Annotated in this window: 20 protein-coding genes and 1 other annotated feature; of the genes, 15 read left to right on the top strand and 5 right to left on the bottom strand. The window is 37.1% G+C overall.

From position 1 onward, the window contains the following. Positions 1–279 precede the first annotated feature (279 nt). The 4 genes from ACFO3L_RS05980 to ACFO3L_RS05965 all read left to right on the top strand — a co-directional run bounded on the left by ACFO3L_RS05980 (position 280) and on the right by ACFO3L_RS05965 (position 5,276). A complete protein-coding gene (locus tag ACFO3L_RS05980) occupies positions 280–948 on the top strand; it encodes a deoxynucleoside kinase (RefSeq protein ID WP_379964997.1) in 669 nt (222 codons plus the stop codon). Between the two features lie 133 nt (positions 949–1,081). Then, positions 1,082–2,023, top strand: coding sequence for a glycosyltransferase family 2 protein (locus ACFO3L_RS05975; RefSeq protein ID WP_379964840.1), 942 nt, complete (start codon positions 1,082–1,084; stop codon positions 2,021–2,023). A gap of 249 nt (positions 2,024–2,272) precedes the next feature. After that, on the top strand, positions 2,273–3,607 hold the full coding sequence (nox, locus tag ACFO3L_RS05970) for a H2O-forming NADH oxidase (protein WP_379964838.1): 1,335 nt from the start codon (positions 2,273–2,275) through the stop codon (positions 3,605–3,607). Positions 3,608–3,725: 118 nt separating this feature from the next. Further along, positions 3,726–5,276 (top strand): ClC family H(+)/Cl(-) exchange transporter, encoded by a 1,551-nt coding sequence (locus tag ACFO3L_RS05965; RefSeq protein ID WP_379964836.1) that lies wholly within the window; start codon positions 3,726–3,728, stop codon positions 5,274–5,276. 74 nt (positions 5,277–5,350) lie between these two features. On the opposite strand, the gene ACFO3L_RS05960 is transcribed toward ACFO3L_RS05965, so the two are convergent. After that, positions 5,351–5,764, bottom strand: coding sequence for a DUF1801 domain-containing protein (locus ACFO3L_RS05960; RefSeq protein WP_379964834.1), 414 nt, complete (start codon positions 5,762–5,764; stop codon positions 5,351–5,353). Positions 5,765–5,871: 107 nt separating this feature from the next. Then, positions 5,872–5,996: a sequence feature (ribosomal protein L20 leader region), on the top strand. A 45-nt stretch (positions 5,997–6,041) separates the two neighbouring features. Here ACFO3L_RS05960 and infC point away from each other — a divergent pair. From infC to ACFO3L_RS05915, 9 genes are all read left to right on the top strand, one after another. Then, on the top strand, positions 6,042–6,563 hold the full coding sequence (infC, locus tag ACFO3L_RS05955; RefSeq protein WP_379964832.1) for a translation initiation factor IF-3: 522 nt from the start codon (positions 6,042–6,044) through the stop codon (positions 6,561–6,563). A 66-nt stretch (positions 6,564–6,629) separates the two neighbouring features. Then, positions 6,630–6,830, top strand: coding sequence for a 50S ribosomal protein L35 (gene rpmI, locus ACFO3L_RS05950; RefSeq protein ID WP_379964830.1), 201 nt, complete (start codon positions 6,630–6,632; stop codon positions 6,828–6,830). Positions 6,831–6,902: 72 nt separating this feature from the next. After that, positions 6,903–7,262 carry a 50S ribosomal protein L20 gene (rplT, locus tag ACFO3L_RS05945; RefSeq protein WP_379964828.1) on the top strand — a complete coding sequence of 120 codons (360 nt, stop codon included), beginning with the start codon at positions 6,903–6,905 and terminating at the stop codon, positions 7,260–7,262. A 118-nt stretch (positions 7,263–7,380) separates the two neighbouring features. Then, positions 7,381–8,532 (top strand): VanZ family protein, encoded by a 1,152-nt coding sequence (locus ACFO3L_RS05940; protein ID WP_379964826.1) that lies wholly within the window; start codon positions 7,381–7,383, stop codon positions 8,530–8,532. A gap of 182 nt (positions 8,533–8,714) precedes the next feature. Beyond that, positions 8,715–9,788 (top strand): NCS2 family permease, encoded by a 1,074-nt coding sequence (locus ACFO3L_RS05935; protein ID WP_379964824.1) that lies wholly within the window; start codon positions 8,715–8,717, stop codon positions 9,786–9,788. A 1-nt stretch (position 9,789) separates the two neighbouring features. After that, complete coding sequence (locus ACFO3L_RS05930; RefSeq protein ID WP_379964822.1) at positions 9,790–10,335, top strand: phosphoribosyltransferase family protein; 546 nt, start codon at positions 9,790–9,792, stop codon at positions 10,333–10,335. 93 nt (positions 10,336–10,428) lie between these two features. Beyond that, positions 10,429–10,878, top strand: coding sequence for a MepB family protein (locus tag ACFO3L_RS05925; protein ID WP_379964820.1), 450 nt, complete (start codon positions 10,429–10,431; stop codon positions 10,876–10,878). Positions 10,879–10,894: 16 nt separating this feature from the next. Further along, positions 10,895–11,740: a D-amino-acid transaminase gene (dat, locus tag ACFO3L_RS05920; RefSeq protein WP_379964995.1), complete on the top strand. Its 846-nt coding sequence runs from the start codon at positions 10,895–10,897 to the stop codon at positions 11,738–11,740. An 85-nt stretch (positions 11,741–11,825) separates the two neighbouring features. Next, on the top strand, positions 11,826–12,098 hold the full coding sequence (locus tag ACFO3L_RS05915; RefSeq protein ID WP_379964818.1) for a GNAT family N-acetyltransferase: 273 nt from the start codon (positions 11,826–11,828) through the stop codon (positions 12,096–12,098). A 55-nt stretch (positions 12,099–12,153) separates the two neighbouring features. Here ACFO3L_RS05915 and ACFO3L_RS05910 read toward each other — a convergent pair whose 3' ends face one another. Continuing rightward, entirely contained in the window at positions 12,154–12,699 is a 546-nt protein-coding gene (locus ACFO3L_RS05910) for a GNAT family N-acetyltransferase (RefSeq protein ID WP_379964816.1), read from the bottom strand. Between the two features lie 122 nt (positions 12,700–12,821). On the opposite strand from ACFO3L_RS05910, the gene ACFO3L_RS05905 reads away from it, so the two are divergent. After that, positions 12,822–13,466: a FusB/FusC family EF-G-binding protein gene (locus tag ACFO3L_RS05905; protein ID WP_379964814.1), complete on the top strand. Its 645-nt coding sequence runs from the start codon at positions 12,822–12,824 to the stop codon at positions 13,464–13,466. Positions 13,467–13,528: 62 nt separating this feature from the next. Here ACFO3L_RS05905 and ACFO3L_RS05900 read toward each other — a convergent pair whose 3' ends face one another. Further along, the gene (locus tag ACFO3L_RS05900; RefSeq protein WP_379964812.1) at positions 13,529–14,281 is read right to left on the bottom strand and encodes an alpha/beta fold hydrolase; all 753 of its coding nucleotides are present in this window, start codon (positions 14,279–14,281) and stop codon (positions 13,529–13,531) included. A gap of 92 nt (positions 14,282–14,373) precedes the next feature. On the opposite strand from ACFO3L_RS05900, the gene ACFO3L_RS05895 reads away from it, so the two are divergent. Next, positions 14,374–14,517, top strand: a complete 144-nt coding sequence (locus ACFO3L_RS05895; RefSeq protein ID WP_379964810.1) for a hypothetical protein — start codon at positions 14,374–14,376, stop codon at positions 14,515–14,517. Positions 14,518–14,558: 41 nt separating this feature from the next. On the opposite strand, the gene aac(6') is transcribed toward ACFO3L_RS05895, so the two are convergent. After that, positions 14,559–14,993, bottom strand: a complete 435-nt coding sequence (aac(6'), locus tag ACFO3L_RS05890) for an aminoglycoside 6'-N-acetyltransferase (protein WP_379964808.1) — start codon at positions 14,991–14,993, stop codon at positions 14,559–14,561. Then, positions 14,986–15,429, bottom strand: coding sequence for an acyl-CoA thioesterase (locus tag ACFO3L_RS05885; protein ID WP_379964806.1), 444 nt, complete (start codon positions 15,427–15,429; stop codon positions 14,986–14,988). The genes aac(6') and ACFO3L_RS05885 overlap by 8 nt, the downstream gene beginning before the upstream one ends. Positions 15,430–15,760: the final 331 nt, after the last annotated feature.

Raw genomic sequence — 15,760 nt, 5'->3', positions numbered from 1 at the left:
AGTCATTTTTAGTCTTTTATTCGAAGTATTTTTTAACTCGTCTTACATAAAAATCACTATCTCTATTTGCTGATTATAGCATGCTTACTTATAGTACTAAAAAAAAGTCTGTTCGTTAAGCCCTCTCGACTTTTTTTCAAGGAATGCTAACAAAATTTAACGAATTTGTCATAATTTTCACTTGCTTCTTTTCTTGACGAAGTATCTTAGGTGTTGTAAGGTAAGAAAGTTGGAAAAACATGAATATTATTAATAATGAATAGAAATGAGTTAGGGGATATGAGCGTGATTGTATTAGCAGGAACAATTGGAGCAGGGAAATCAAGTTTGACGGCAATGTTAGCGGAACATTTAAAGAGTGAAGCTTACTATGAGTCGGTTGAAGACAACGAGGTCTTACCATTGTTTTACAAAGATCCAAATAAATATGCTTTTTTATTACAAATTTATTTTTTAAATAAACGTTTTGAAAGTATCAAAAAAGCCTTACAAAATGAAAACAATGTTTTGGATCGGTCGATTTACGAAGATTCCTTATTATTTCATTTAAATGCCGATTTAGGTCGAGCAACCGATACGGAAGTCCGTGTGTACGATGAGTTGCTAAGTAATATGTTAGAAGAATTACCGCATGCAGCGCATAAAAAACACCCAGATTTACTTGTCCATATTCGTGTATCTTTCCCGACAATGTTAGAAAGAATCGAAAAACGTGGACGCGATTTTGAACAAATTGCCTATGATCCAAGTCTCTATGATTATTATAAAGAGTTGAATCATCGCTATGATCAATGGTATGAAGACTATAATGAGAGTCCAAAAATTCAAATCGATGGCGATGTTCTTAATTTTGTCGAAGATCTAGACGCTGCAAAAGAAGTGTTACGAATCATTGAAGAAAAAATTGAAGAAGTACGTCAAAGTCCAGTTTTGACAGCCGCTGAATAATTCTTGATGCAGAACCTTTTAGGAAAATTTGATTTCCTAAAAGGTTCTTTTTGTATTTTTTCGTGGCTTGTCAGTTGTGAAAGAATCGCGTTATAATGAAAAGAACAAATAACTAGAAAAAAGAGGCGAAGACATGCTTTCGATTGTTGTACCTTGTTTTAATGAAGAAGAAACGATTCGTCATTTTGTGGATGCGGTCGATCAAGCACTAGCGCAATCGACACATACCCTCGAATATATTTTTGTTGATGATGGTTCGAAAGACCAGACGTTAACCGTACTAAAAAAATTGAATGCTGAACGTCCAACGACAATTCACTATTTATCTTTTTCCCGCAATTTTGGTAAGGAAGCAGCATTATACGCCGGTTTAAAACAAGCACAAGGCGATTTAGTGACGGTCATGGATGCTGATTTACAAGATCCGCCAGAATTGCTCCCACAAATGATTGCGATGATTGAAGAAAAAAATTTGGATTGCGTTGGAACGAGGCGGAAAAATCGAGCAGGGGAACCGCCAATTCGCAGTTTCTTCTCAAAAGCTTTTTATAAAATCATTAATCAATTTAGTGAAACGAAGATGATTGATGGTGTCAGAGATTTTCGTTTGATGACTCGTCCAATGGTAGATGCCGTTTTGGAAATGACCGAGTACAATCGTTTTTCCAAGGGAATCTTTAGCTGGGTTGGTTTTGAGACAGAATACATTGCTTATGAAAACCGTGAGCGCGTAGCAGGGGAGACATCGTGGTCTTTTTGGGGACTCTTTAAATATTCGCTTGATGGTATCGTGAATTTCTCGGAGGCACCGTTAATGTTTGCGTCGTTTATCGGTGCGTTATCGTGTGTGATAGCCGGCATTGCGTTAATTTTTATTGTAGTGCGTGCGTTACTTTTTGGTGATCCAACAACGGGTTGGCCATCGATTGTTTCAATTATGCTCTTTATGGGTGGTTTACAGTTACTTTGCTTAGGAATTATTGGCAAATATATTGGGAAAATCTTTTTAGAAACGAAGAAACGTCCGATTTATTTAATTCGAGAAAAATCAGACTCAGTGAAATCAACGCAATAGTAAAGAAGGGAAGGTGGCATTAAGTCGCATCTCCTCTTATTATTTAATGTTTGGCTTGTTTTTTAAGTAAATGTTAAGAAAACACTTCACAATCAAAAAGTTTATTTTAATTTTTATCAGAGGATATCTTGATTTATCAGTCTTTTTATTATTACTTTCAACTTTTTCACTTGTGCATAAATTATTGATAGTTTTTTTATTCACATGCCCGTTATACTAAGTTTGTAAATATTAAAGGAGGCAACACAAATGACAAAAACAGTAATTATTGGATCGAACCATGCCGGAATTTCAGCTGCCAATACACTATTAGATAAATTTGATGACCAAGAAGTAGTATTAATCGAAAAAACAAACCACATTAGCTATTTAAGCTGTGGAACTGCTCTTTGGGTAGGACGCCAAATCGAAGAGTACGAAGGATTATTTTATACAGATCAAGCAGAATTTGAAGCAAAAGGTGCAAAATTACATATGTCAACTTCTGTAACGTCAGTTGACTATGCGAACAAAACAGTTCATTGCGTTTCTGAAGATGGTAAAGAGTGGGACGAAAACTATGACAAACTTGTTTTAGCAACAGGTTCATTACCAATTTCACCAAAAGTTCCAGGACATGACTTGAAAAACATCCAATTCATGAAAAAATTCCACGAAGGCCAAATGATTGACCAATTATTAGACCAAGAAGATGTGAAAAACGTTGCGGTTATTGGCGCGGGCTACATCGGTGTTGAGATTGCAGAAGCAGCAAAACGTCGTGGTAAAAACGTCTTATTATTTGATGCAGTGGATCGTTCATTGTCAAACTACTATGACAAATGGTTTACAGATGACATGGATAAAAACTTAGCCGACAATGGTCTTGAGTTACACTTAGGTGAACTTGTTGAAGAATACCGTGGAACAGATAAGGTTGAAGCCGTTGTGACTGCTAAAGGGGTTTACGAGGTAGATGTGGTGATTAATGCCATTGGTTTCCGTCCAAACAGTAGTTTAGCTGGTGATCACTTAGAAACATTTGTAAATGGCGCGTACTTAGTTGACCGTCATCAACAAACAAGTGATAAAGACGTTTATGCAGTCGGTGACTGTGCAACAGTCTTCTCAAACGCTTTACAAGATACAGCTTACATCGCTTTAGCAAGTAATGCTGTTCGTACAGGAATCGTAGCTGGTGAAAACATTGGTGGTAACAAAATTGAATCACCTGGTGTTCAAGGTTCAAATGGGATCACAATCTTTGATTTTCACATGGTTTCAACAGGTTACTCTGTTCAATCAGCACCTCGTTTTGGCTTAGATGTAAAATACACAGATATTGAAGATACACAAAAACCAGCCTTCATGAAAGATAACGATAAAGTTAAAACACGTATCGTTTACGATGCAAAAACACGTCGTATTGTTGGCGCGCAAATGTCTTCAACAACTTCAGAAATTGGTATGGCAATCCATATGTTCTCATTAGCGATTGCAAAACAAGTGACAGTTGATGAGTTAGCGTTACTAGACTTATTCTTCTTACCACATTACAACCAACCATTTAACTACATTAACAAAGCCGCAGCAGCTGCGGAATAGTCGGTAAATGTAAGGAATCGCCTCAAGGTGGTTCCTTTTTTTGTGAGGAAAATATCCACTCGAACTTGAAATTCGTTTGGAAGAGGCGTAAATTAAGAGTGGATTGTGAGGGAATAGGATGAAACAAGGAGAAACACATGAATTACAAAAGTTAGATGGTACAAGAGTGTTGTTTATTGGAAAAGGGGTACTTGTTGGGATTTGTGTCGGAATTGTCATTACACTTTTTCGCTTTTTTATAGAAGAGTTGAATCAAATCGTTGTAAAACTCTATTTATATTTTCAAACAGAGCCACTCTGGTTAATCCCATGGGGGATTTTTTCTGTCCTTCTAGCCCTTTTTATTGGATGGTTGATTAAGAATGAACCGCATATCAAAGGAAGTGGGATTCCGCAAGTCGAAGGACAGTTACAAGGTTTGATTGAAATCAATTGGTTTTCTGTTTTATGGAAAAAATTTATTGGGGGAATTCTATCAATCGGTTCGGGTTTATTTCTAGGAAGAGAAGGTCCATCGATTCAGTTAGGCGCAGTTGTTGGACAAGGAGTTAGCGAAAAGTTAAAAAGCAGTAAAGCAGAAGCCAAGATTTTAATTTCGAGTGGGGCAAGTGCTGGGCTCTCTGCGGCGTTTAATGCACCTATCGCGGGTTTACTTTTTGTTTTGGAGGAAGTTTATCATTCATTTTCACCACTCGTTTGGTTAACGGCTTTTTCAGCCTCGATTACGGCGAATTTTATTTCATTGAATGTCTTTGGTTTAAAACCGGTACTTTATATTGGAACAATTGAGTCGCTACCATTACAGTATTATTGGACATTGCCTTTATTAGGTGTCTTATTGGGGGGATTGGGCAGATTATATCAAATAGTTATTTTACAATTGCCAAAATGGTATGGAAAGATTCGATTCTTATCACCGAATTATTATGGGATGGTGCCATTTTTATTAGTAATCCCGATTGCTTTTTTATTTCCTAAAATATTAGGCGGAGGCAATCAAATTGTCTTGTCATTGGCAGAAGCACCTTTATCATTATGGTTATTACTTGGATTATTTGCTCTACGTTTTATTTTTTCAATGGTTTCTTATGGTTCGAACCTTCCAGGGGGGATTTTTTTACCGATTTTAACTTTAGGTGCAATTATTGGAACGATTTATGGCGTTGTAATGACTGATATTTTAGCTTTAGATTCGATTTTTATTAAAAATTTCTTGGTACTTTCAATGGCGGGTTATTTTGCAGCGATTGGTAAAGCACCGTTAACAGCGATTATTTTAGTCACTGAAATGGTCGGTAATTTTTCACACTTAATGTCAATCGGCGTTGTTGTTCTAGTCAGTTATGTTGTGAATGATTTATTGGGCGGCCATCCGATTTATGAGACGTTGTTGGAAAGACTCGTTAAGCCCACTGTACGTAATATTAGTGGCAAAAAAACAATTGTTGAATTTCCAATTCAAGCTGAAAGCCCTTTTGATGAACAAATGGTACGCGACATTCCATGGCCAAAAGAAATGCTTTTGACATCGATTCGCCGAGGAGAAAAAGAACTTCTAACACACGGTGACACGATTATTCGTACTGGGGATCATTTAATTGTCTTAACCGATGAGGCGTTAGTGCCGCAAATCAATGAACAACTTCGCAACACTGAAAGAAATTTTTAGAAAGAACTAGTCCAAAATACTAGTAAAAAACCCGCTAAAATCATGGATCGATTGATGATTTTAGCGGGTTCTTTTTATTTGTCAGTTATTTGTGTGGCGTTCCAAGTAATGGCATCGTTGATGATTGCTTTTAGTACCGTTAAATCAAGTTTTTTCGTATTTCTTAAACGTAGACAGGTTTTGCCCATTGCTGATTTTGGAAATAAATCGGCATAGTTAGCCAAAATGGGTTCGCCGTTTTTTTCACCCGTAATATAGAAAGAAAGGTTATTCTTTTGGGGAGCAAGGGCCACAATAGAAGAAAAAGGATCATCTGGGTTGGCATTTGCTAAGTCACCGTAAGCGATAAATGTAATGGTTGGTGTCTGAATGAGTCTGCGATTTAACTGTGGAAAAGTGACAATCATCCATTCATCAAGAAGCTGAAACAGCTCTTGATGTTCGCTTTGAGTAATGAGTTCTTCAATTGAGTTAGCTGAAATATGCATAAGAGAACCTCCTAAAGGAATTTTCTCTATTTTAGCATAGAAATCAAAAAAAGATGGATAAAACTATTGACATGCCTATTTGATTTTGTTAAACTATTGTAGTTGAGAAATAAAAGTAGAAGCACCCGCTTCTCGCCTTAGTGATAATTTTTGCTGGGCAGAATAGGATTTCAGATCATATGAGGCTGAAGTACGCGCGGGTTCGAATAAGAACTCGTTTTTTTGTATTTTACGCTCTAGATTACAACTTTTTTTCTCGCAAAAAACTTGGAGGTGAATGACCATAGCAAAAGATATGATGGTAAATGACGGCATTCGTGCTCGCGAATTACGATTGATTGATCAAGATGGTGAACAACTTGGAGTAAAAACCAAAGCAGAAGCATTAGAACTTGCTGAAAGAGCAAACTTAGATGTTGTTTTAGTTGCCCCGAATGCAAACCCACCAGTTGCACGTATTATGGATTACGGTAAACATCGTTTCGACTTGCAAAAGCGCGAAAGAGATGCTCGTAAGAAACAAAAAGTGATTAACGTTAAAGAAGTTCGCTTAAGTCCAACAATTGATGTTCATGATTTCGAAACAAAACTTCGCAATGCACGTAAGTTCCTTGAAAAAGGCGATAAAGTGAAAGCTTCTATTCGTTTTAAAGGACGTGCTATTACCCATAAAGAAATTGGTCAGAAAGTTCTGGATCGTTTGGCTGAAGAAACTGCAGATATTGCGACAGTGGAACAAAAAGCGAAAATGGACGGACGCAGCATGTTCTTAGTGTTAGCGCCAAAAAACGACAAGTAAATAGCGGCTCACTAAATGATTAGTGAAATAGTCAGATAATGAAAGATTTTGAGGAGGAAATTAGTTATGCCAAAACAAAAAACTCACCGCGGACTAGCAAAACGTGTTAAACGTACTGGTTCAGGCGGATTAAAGAGATTCCGTGCGTTCACAAGTCACCGTTTCCACGGTAAAACAAAGAAACAACGCCGTCAATTACGTAAAGCGGGTATGGTTTCAAAAAGCGATTACAAACGTATTCGTCAATTATTAACTCGCATGAAATAATTGGTTTAATCACGCAACAAACTATCTAAAAAATTCAAGAGAAGATTCATTTACACATAGGAGGAATTAAACATGGCACGTGTTAAAGGTGGAACAGTAACTCGTCAACGTCGTAAAAAAGTGCTTAAATTAGCAAAAGGTTATTACGGCTCTAAACACACTTTATTTAAAACAGCAAAAGAACAAGTAATGAATTCATATTACTATGCATATAGAGATCGTCGTCAAAAGAAACGTGATTTCCGTAAATTATGGATTGCACGTATCAACGCTGCAGCTCGTATGAATGGCCTAAGCTATTCAAAATTAATGCACGGTTTGAAATTGGCTGAAATTGATATCAACCGCAAAATGTTAGCTGATTTAGCAGTTCATGATGCAGTTGCATTTACAGCGTTAGCTGATCAAGCAAAAACAGCTTTAGCTAAATAAGCTTGAAAACATTGTAATAACAACGTTTAACCCACTAGAGATAGTGGGTTTTTTTATATAAAAAAATAAGCTATACTTGAATTATCTATTTATTACGATGAGTTAAGGAGGTTATGCAATGAGTGCTTACATTGAGCCAATTCGAGTGGCGGTTTTTCTCTTTCCTTTTTTGGCCTTGTTTCTTTCGTTACCAATTTTCGTCAAGCAATACCGACAATATGGGCGTTTTATTTTTAGTCGAGGGGCCATTATCTATACGTTTATTTTTTATTTACTTTGCGCTTATTTTCTAGTGATTTTACCGCTTCCGTCTAGGGAAGCCGTGGCTCAAATGACGGGGCCAAAATATAACTTAATTTTAGGTACATCATTAAAAGATTTTCTTTCAGATACCGTTTTACACTTGAATGATCCAAGCACATTTCTTCCTGCGCTTAAGCAGTCGTTTTTTTTAGAACCAGCTTTTAATGTCTTATTATTCTTTCCGTTAGGTGTGTACTTACGTTATTATTTTAAGTTTGATTGGAAGAAAACACTCGTCGTGGCTTTTTTTGCTTCACTCTTTGTTGAACTGACGCAACTAACAGGTTTGTATTTTATTTACCCACGTCCGTATCGCTTATTTGATGTGAATGATTTATTTCATAATACGCTAGGCGGGATGATCGGTTACGGGATGACACCTTTATTAACGATTTTCTTGCCAACTAGACAAGAAATCGATGAGGCCTCTTATGAAAAAGGTTTAGAAGTAACTCTCGTTCGACGCTTTGTCGCTTTGGTGATTGACTGGTTAGCCATTGGTATCTTGGCATTTGTTATTAATCTAAGTGCACGTTTATTCTCTTTACCTTTTGAGATGACTCGTGAAACGATTACGGGCTACTTCATCCAAGTCGTTGGTTATTGGGTTATATTAAACTATTTTATGAAAGGTCAAACCTTTGGTAAACGAGCGGTTAAAATAAAAATTGTGCAAACAGCTAAAAAGAAACCTTCGTTAGTGGCATTGTTTATCCGTTATGGCTTATTGTATTTAATTCCTAATTTCTTTGGTCGAGTAATGAGTCAACTGGCAACGGCATTGAACAGTTCCAACCGACAAATTCAACAGATGGCGATACTAGTCTTTTTCTTAATTACTGGTTATTTCATCGTCTTCTCTCTGAGTATGCTAGTAACAGTCGTTTTAAGAAAAAGAGTTTTCTTTTATGAAAAAGCAAGCCATACACATATTGAAAGTCTCCCACAAAAAGATCTATCAAGGTGATAGGTCTTTTTGTTCGTTTATTATTCGGTTATCAAAGTTTTTTATTCTGTTTATTTGATTTTTTATAATTAAACACGAATGATTTTAATATATTTCAATCTAATAGATAGCAAATGGTTGCAGAATGTAAAATGCTTCTTTAAAATGAAATTCGTATTTAAAAATGAAAGAGGCGTAAATAGATGGAGTTTATTCAAGATTTACTCGCTGCAATTGGCGTAGTAATTAATGGGGTACCACAGGGGATTTTGGCATTATCATTAGGGTTTGCAGCATTTCCAACGGCAATTGCCTTTGCTTTTTCAGCAGTAGCAAATGCAGTTACGGGATCGGTTGCTCCGATTTCATTTCAAGTAGAGTCGATTACCGTAGCAGGAGCGTTAGGGGATAACAAATGCGAACGAATTTCAATTATTTTATGGGCAGCCGTATTAATGACGGCCGTTGGTTTACTTGGTTGGATGAATACGTTGGTCGATTTTTTAGGTAGTGATATCACATCAGGGATGATGGCAGGTGTTGGATTTATTTTGGCCCGTGCGGCGATTCGTATGACACAAACCAATGTCGATGTTGGTTGGATTTCAATGATTTCAGCTATTTTAGTTTATATTTTTACTAAGGATTTAATTTATACGATTTTATTATCAGTTGTCATCTCAACAATTTACTCCGTATATTATAAAAAAGCGACAATTGAATTACCAGCTGGTGTAGGTGATCAAAAGCTTTCATTTATTAAACCAATGTTTTCGGGACGCATTTTACGCGGTGCGTTAGCACTTGCTTGTTTAAATATTGGTTCAAATATTTCTTTTGGGATGATTACTGGAAGTATGACTGGTAGCGAAGTCAATCCAGTGAATGTTGACGTTTTAACCGTTGTAAGTTCACTTGCTGATTTAATTTCAAGTGCCTTTGGTGGTGCGCCACTGGAGTCGATTATTTCAGCGACCGGAAGTGCACCGAATCCTGTTTTCTCAGGTGTTTTAATGATGGCGATTATGGCAATTATTTTGGGAACAGGGATTTTACCTAAAATGGGGAAATACGTTCCAACTGAATCGATTGCTGGATTCTTGTTTGTTTTAGGTGCATTTGTCACAGTTACTGGAAATATTCAACCAGCCGTAGCGGAAAACCCATTAGTTGGGAGTGTAACGATGGTTGTAACGGCTTTGTTTGATCCATTCTTTGGGATGCTAGCGGGATTGGTTATTAAATTTATTCTACCGATGATTGGAGTTATTTTATAAAATGGAAAAGATTTATGAATTAGAAGTTGCCGGATTAAAAAGAGAACTGCCAGTGATACAAGTAGCGGCTGATTTAGCAATCGCATCGTTTGTTTTATTGGGCGATGCAGAAATGACAACGCAAGCAGCTAAAGCTTTGGTTGAAAAATTACCAAAGGATATTGATTATTTAGTGACAGCTGAAGCAAAAGGAATTCCATTGTTGCAAGAACTAGCCAGAATGATGGATTTCAAAACATATATCGTTGCTAGAAAAAGTGTCAAAGCGTATATGGATGCCCCACTTGAGACCTCTGTTTTTTCAATCACGACACAAAAAGAACAAAACTTAATTTTAGACGGTCGTGACGCAGCGTTAATTAAAGGAAAAAATGTAGCAATTATTGATGATGTTATCAGTACGGGAGAATCATTAGATGCGTTAGTAACGCTTGTAGAAAAAGCCGGCGCAACTGTTTGTGCGCAAGCTGCTGTTTTAGCAGAAGGCGATGCGGCTAAGCGTGAGGATATTGTGTTTTTAGAAGCACTACCACTGTTTTATTTGTAAGATAATGAAAAAAGATGTCGATTTGCGAAAAAAGGCAAGTGGCATCTTTTCTTTTTTTATCGTATGCTAGAAACAAGTTTTAGGAGGTTAGAGATGAAAACTTTGGAGTGGTTCGCAAGGTATTGGATAAAACCAGACGTGAAAATTCAAAATTTGTTTGTTGAAAAACAAAATCAAGCCTATGAAGGACTGACTTTTAACCTCAGAGATAAATCTTATCGTAGTCGACTAGCAAAGAAAACGCCGAATAAAAAAGGTTATTTTGTTGTATTTTGGGAAAAAGATGCGCAAAATAAAAATCAACCGTATGCGTTTGAGTCGGCACCGGATCAATTGATTGTCTTGGTTCTTGATGATAAAAAGCAAGGCATCTTTCTTTTTCCTAAAAAAGTACTTTTAGAACAAGGAATATTAACGAATCAAACGAGTAAAGGCAAGATGGGCATCCGAGTCTATCCGACTTGGGAAAGCGAGTTAAATACGAGTGCGCAACGCACGCAAAAATGGCAAGCAGTCTATTTTACCGATTACACGAATCAATGAGATAGGGGATGCGTCAATGAAAACATTGTTTAATGGCAAAATCATGGAGAAAGAAGAAGTAAAAATTTCTTTTGAAGATCGAGGCTATCATTTTGGCGATGGCTTGTACGAAGCCGTGAGAATTTATGCCGGAAAAATGTTTATGTTCACGGAACATTTTGAGCGATTAGTAAGAGGTGCCGCGAAGATTCATTTAGCTCTTCCTTTTACTAAGGAGGAATTGTTAATCATGCTGGAAGAATTGATTACTGCTTCAGAAGTTGGGAATGGTTTAGTCTATTTTCAAATTTCGCGCGGGATTGTCTCACCAAGACAACATTTGATTCCAGAAAAAGGGAGTGTCGAACCGGTTTATCTAGCGTATACGTTACCCTTTGAGCGACCAGAAGCGATTCAAAAAAACGGCCAACGAGCAACGGTGATTCCCGATAGGCGTTGGTTGCATTGCGACATTAAATCATTGAGTTTGATGGGGAATTTATTATCACTTGACGAAGCGGTTAAAAAAGATTATGAAGACGCGTTACTTGAACGAGACGGTGTCATTACGGAAGCTTCAGCCTCAAATGCGTGGTTTGTGATTGATGGCATCATTTATACGCATCCAGATGGCCAGTTAATTTTGCCTGGAATTACGAAGCAACATTTATTACATCTAGCTAAAGAAAATGACCTGCTTGTTATCGAAGAGGCGGTAAAAGTCAGTCAGCTAGGCGATATTGACGAATGTTTCGTCACAAATAGTATTTACGAAATTGTCCCGATTGTTTCAATTGATAATCGGTTAATTGGAAACGGCACACCGGGGCCAATAACCGAGCACCTGTTAAAATTATATTTAGAGTCAACTGTTATGTTGTAATATTCGACAAGAGAATCGTTTCGTTTTACAATAATAGATGTCTATCATTTATTAATGGTTAATCTAACCTTAGGGAGGAAAAACGATGGAATTTAAAGAGGAAGAAACACGTATTGCATTAGTTGTAGACGGTGTTGAAGCAGGTGAAATTACTTGGAAAAACGATGACGATTCATTATGGATTGTGGAGCACACGAGAGTCAATGAGGCATTTCAAGGAAAAGGCTATGCAGGTCAATTAGTTGAAGCGGTAGTTGAACGTGCCCGTCGAGAAGGTAAAAAATTAGAACTTGTCTGTCCCTATGCGAAAAAAGTCATTGATCGAACGCCTGAGTATCAGGATGTCTTACATAAATAATGAGGAAACCCCACTTAAAAGCCTATGAAATTCGGCCTAAAGTGGGGTTTTTAAATCAAAAATCATTTTTCACTAGATAATATTCATTCATGTCTTGATACTCACCGTAAATAAAACTATCTTGAGGACGTGTACCGAGGAAAGTAAACCCACAATTTTGAGCGACTTTATTGCTACCAATATTACGGACAGCGGCCATGATGGTTAACTTGTTTAATTCGAGTACATCAAAGGCATACTGGCAAAGGGCGCGTACAGCTTTAGAGGTTATGCCTTTTCGCGTAAAGTCAGCATGGACCCAGTAGCCAATCTCAGCCTTTTTGACTGTTGGATGAATCGCATGTAAGTCGATGGTTCCAATTAATTTGTCCCCGTATGCGATGAAGAAAAGTTTATCAGTACCATTGGCAGAGCCTTGGAGTTTCATTTTGATATAATTTTCTTGTAGTGTTTCGTCAACAGAAGAATCGACGAAATCTAAAAAGGTACGCAAATGCTCACGGTTGGAGTCGACCAGTTCGAAAAGTTCTTTGGCCATTGAGAGTTCTGCTGAGACTAAAGAATAGCCGTCTCCGATAGGTAAATGAAAATAATTTGTCATGTGATTCCTCCTGAAATTTGGTTAAAAGTTACCTAGTAGCATATCACGTCAGTTTTACGATAGCAATCAATCATTGACCGTTATTTTGATTTTCGTTATACTTTCGAAAGAGGAGTGGGATGATGGAACCATTTTTAGAACCTTATAATTATTATTTTTTACGTGAGCAAACGCAAATGTTAGCTCAAACGCATCGCAGTGTTAATGATCGTTCAACGATTCAAGCCGTTCGCAGTTTAGCTTTTGATGCGATTAAAGAGGAACTCAGTCATTTAACGCAAGAAGAACTGGCCGCTGTGATGGCAATTGAAAAAATTACAGATAGTCAAAGAGAAGTCGATCAATATTTGGCAACATTGCGTACTTTTGTCCGCCCCTTTAAACAACCGAGTGAGGCGGGCGTCAAAAAAGCTTTTGCAAAAACTAAGAAAATTCAAATGCCCGATTGGGAACAGATCGATTTAAAAGATTATTCTTTTTATGCATGGAATGATATGGGACAGCAAAGTAAGTTTATTTTATATTATCAAAACAACAAACTCCAAGGCTTGCAAGGCAACCTTAGTAGTGAAATCAAAAAAGGTATTTGTACGATTTGTCATGGAACAAGTGGTGTTTCGTTATTTACCGTTAAAGGCAAAGTTAATAAAGACGGTCAATATAAAACAAAAGGCAATTATATTTGCTACAACAGTGATGAATGCAATCATCAGCTCCAAACAAAAGAACATTTCGAAACCTTTATTGAACAAATTAAAGCCAAATAAAAAGCATCCATCACGATTGATTCTCTTAGAATCAGCTTGTGACGGATGCTTTTTTGTAACCCTTAAATGTCAGTTGAACGTGAAAGGTTATTTGTGAAGAACTCTGTGACTAAATCCATCGTTGCTCCACGGACTAGATGACGCTCATCTTCAGAAATAAATTCGATATTGTCCTTTGGGTGTTTTTCTACAAAATCTTTAATATGTTCATAAGGGATTTTTTCATCTTCGGTACCATGCCAAATTAAGAAAGGACGTTCCGCTAAAGTGTCTATTTGTGACTCCAAATCATAAGCATCAATCCAACCAAGTAGTTTTTCATAATCGTTTGGTAAGAAGAAACCTGCTGCACCTGCGTGGTATAAAATGCGCTCGCGATAACGAATCATTGCAGGAGAACCCATAATACAAGCCGCAGCCGTGATTTCTGGATGTTGCGTTAATAATCCAGCAGTCGTCATACCGCCCATCGAAACACCGCCGACACCAATTTGATCAGTCGTCACCCCTAGGTTTTCAAAAAAATCAACGATAAATGAAAACTCGAATAAGTTGCTTTGAATACTATTCCAAAAAGTCAGTGATGGAATCGGCGAAAGCTCGGTTTTTCGTTCGCCATGATTGGCAGCATCCGGTAAAACAACGCGAAAACCTTGTTTCGCTAATTTTCTACCTTGAGTCAAAACGAGTTCTTTCGATGTTTGCCAACCGTGATAATAAACGATTAAGGGCATTGGTTCGTAGATTTTCGTTTCATCAACAATTTCTAAAATAGGAATATTTCCAATTTTTCTTTTTCTAATTGCTAATTTCATGCTCATCCCTCCAAAGACAGTATAACTGATGTGGCGAATTTACTTAAAGGAATTGATTTCTTCTTTTTTTATAAGCCGAAATTGAAATCCGTTTGCTCCATCAAAAAATTGACCATTTATTAACTAACGAGTGGCAACATTTAATTGAGATTCCAACGCTTCAGTTATCACTCTTAGAAGAATTGCAAAAACAAGTCGATGTGCTTGAACTTATTGTGCGAGAAGAAAACGGCTAACTAAAAGGGAATGTGACTGATGCCGCATTCCCTTTTGACGTTTAAATTGTTTTAGTAAAACAAATAATTCGATTGGCATCAATAAAGCCATGAGATAAATGAAATCTCAAACTCTCGGTATTCGTGAGTTCGCAATCACTTGCAAATTCGCTACAACCTTTTTGTTTGGCCCAGAGCTGACAGGTGTCTAATAGTTGACCGGCAATGCCTTGTTTACGAAAATAGGATTGCACATAAATCCCTTCTAAATAACCAACAGGACTACTATTTGTTCCTTCGACATAATCACGACGCAATTGTGCATGAGCAAAAGCAACGGCTTGGTTGTCAGTATAATACAAGAAAAAAGCAGTATCCGTTTGATTGAGGCTTTCGTACATTTCGGCTTCGAGTGATTCAACGGTATTTTCTGGCCAAAGTTCTTGAGCCAGACGTGCGACTTGATGGATTTCTGTTGTGGTTGCTTTTTTAATCATTGGTTTGACCTTTTTGTTTCTCAAATGTCTCTAAGAAAATCTGATGCATCTCAGGATGACTGCGTTTTAATTGTAATAAGCGATTGTTTTCTTTATTCAAGAAACAATGATTACTAGTGCCGGTTGTGAGTAAGCGATTGTTTTTTTCATTATAAATCTCATATGAAAAATCTAAGCGGGTGCCGGTATATTTATCAATCGTCACTTCGATTCGAACTTTGTCTTCGTAGCGAATCATTTCTTTGTACTCGCAACTCACGCCTAAAACCGGAATAATAATTCCAACTTCTTCAATTTTGTAATAAGGCACATCTAAAAAGGCCAGCCAGTCAACACGAGCTTCTTCAAACCAGCGAATATAATTTGAATGATGAATAATTCCCATTTGATCGGTCTCATAATAATGAGGTTGTCGTAAATAACCAGAATAAGTCATAGAAAACTCCTTTAAATTTGATTAGTCATACTCTTAGTTTAGCATAATCGATGAAAAATTATTGTAGTTTTATTTGCACAATTACTAGTTCGATTGCATCATTTGGGGATAGTAAGAAACCAAGGTTTAAATAAGCCTCGATTCGTTGCTAACAGTACTTGTAATTCGCTAGAGTTGTTAGCGCTTTCGGGGTATGCTAGTATTAACGAAGTCGAATGAATATCAGGATGGAGTGATTTAACTTTGAAAAAATAATCAGTCATTTTTATTAACTAGCCGAGAACACTCGCGACTTTAGTCGTGTAGATGAATCGGCTTCGGTTGAGGCACA

This window comes from Enterococcus eurekensis, assembly GCF_042654605.1.
Classification (GTDB): domain Bacteria; phylum Bacillota; class Bacilli; order Lactobacillales; family Enterococcaceae; genus Enterococcus_I; species Enterococcus_I eurekensis.
The sequence above is the reverse complement of the archived record's forward strand: the minus strand, read 5'-3'. Positions and strand labels throughout refer to the sequence as shown.